Origin of the sequence: Micromonospora sp. RTGN7, assembly GCF_033804645.1 — a bacterium.
In the GTDB taxonomy this organism is placed as follows: domain Bacteria; phylum Actinomycetota; class Actinomycetes; order Mycobacteriales; family Micromonosporaceae; genus Micromonospora.
This window is the reverse complement of record NZ_JAPZLF010000053.1, coordinates 1-839: the sequence shown is the minus strand read 5'-3', so window position 1 is coordinate 839 and position 839 is coordinate 1. Positions and strand designations below refer to the sequence as shown.

Here is an 839-nt window from a genome sequence, read left to right as displayed (position 1 = left end):
TCAGGCGAAGCAGTTGGGGATGTGGCCGGTGCAGTTGGTGGGGTCGTTGTCGATGACGATGGTTTCGTCGTCGAGGCGGACTTTGCCGTCGTTGTTGACGATGCCGCCGGCGATGTCGTAGGGCTTGTTGGTGTCGGTGGCGGTGTTTTTGGTGACCTTGGTGTTGGTGAGTTGGACCTGGCCGCGGTTGTTGAAGATGCCGCCGCCGTTGCCGGCGGTGTTGCCCTTGACCTCGCTGTTGCGGAGGGTGAGGGTGGCGCGGTTGTCTTTGTTGGTGCCGGGTTTGAGGTCGGGGTCGCCGTTGAAGATGCCGCCGCCTCGGCGGCCGGCGGTGTTGCCGCGGATGGCGCTGTCGTCGATGGTGGCGCTGCCGCGGTCGTTGTTGTCGTATTCGGTGGTGGTTTTGGGCTTGTTGGTGGTGCTGGTGTTGAAGATGCCGCCGCCGTCTTGGCTGGCCTTGTTGTTGTCGATGGTGACGTGGCGGAGGTGGAGGTTGGTGTTGGTGGCGTAGATGCCGCCGCCGCTGTGGCAGGCGGTGTTGTCCTTGATTTCGGTGTTGGTGATGTCGAGGAAGCCGTTGGCGGTGTAGATGCCGCCGCCGTTGTGGTCTGCGGTGTTGTTGTTGATGGTGCTCTTGGTGATTTCGACGGTGCCGGTGGCGGTGGTGCCGATGGTGATCTTGGGTTCGTAGGTGTTGCCGTTGGCGATGCCGCCGCCGTTTTTGCCGGCGGTGTTGTTGGTGATGTGGGATTCCTTGATCCTGAGGATGCCGGCGTTGAAGATGCCGCCGCCGCTGCCCTTGGCGTGGTTGTTTTCCACGGTGGTGTGGTCGAGGAAGA

Annotated in this window: 1 pseudogene; it reads right to left on the bottom strand. The window is 62.3% G+C overall.

Annotation, left to right across the window (positions count from 1 at the left end):
- A pseudogene (locus SNR22_RS29160) lies at nt 1-839 on the bottom strand (hypothetical protein); the annotation flags it as partial.